Here is a 581-nt window from a genome sequence, read left to right on the forward strand (position 1 = left end):
CGTACCGTCAGGCTCTGGGTCAACGCCTCGGCATAGTCTTGCCAGAGATGGCGCTTTCGCAGTCGCGCCATCGGTGTACCCGTCAATGGGTTGCTGGTTTTGCCACAAAACTTGCAGCGATACCGTGGTAGGCCGCCATTGGAGCCCCACGGCTGTAACTCGCTGGACTGACAGTGCGGGCAGCTGCTGGGCGTAGCGATCATGTCCTGCGGAAGGCTGCCAGGTGCCGACAGGCATGCCTTCAACTGCTCACGCTGTTCTGGGCTGAGGCTGGAGAGCTGAGAGCTTGTGAAAAAACCCACCGGGCCTGCGCTCTGCGAGAATAGGCGCGGGGTTTGGACCGGAGGCAAGAGATGGCAGGCACAGGTGGCGAGCTGTTCGACGATCTACCTATTCCAGACGCACGGCCCGCGCCGTCCCTCAAGGCTGCGGCGGCGCGTGTGCGGCGCCCGAACCGGAATCAGATCGAGCTGCGTCCCCAGCGACCTGGAGAGTCTGCTTTCGGAGGATCATCCGGCACGGCTGGTGTGGGGCTACGTCGAGCGGCAGGACCTTTCGCCGTTGTACGCCGGGATCAAGGC

At 63.5% G+C, this 581-nt stretch carries 1 protein-coding gene and 1 pseudogene; one reads left to right on the forward strand and one right to left on the reverse strand.

What is annotated here, in order from left to right:
* A partial coding sequence (locus tag ACYVD0_RS21490; RefSeq protein WP_460428693.1) for a transposase occupies positions 1–302 on the reverse strand: 302 nt, incomplete at its 3' end.
* Between the two features lie 51 nt (positions 303–353).
* On the opposite strand from ACYVD0_RS21490, the pseudogene ACYVD0_RS21495 reads away from it, so the two are divergent.
* Positions 354–581 (forward strand): annotated as a pseudogene (locus ACYVD0_RS21495) (IS5/IS1182 family transposase); the annotation flags it as partial.

The sequence above is a fragment of the Azotobacter armeniacus genome, assembly GCF_054779355.1.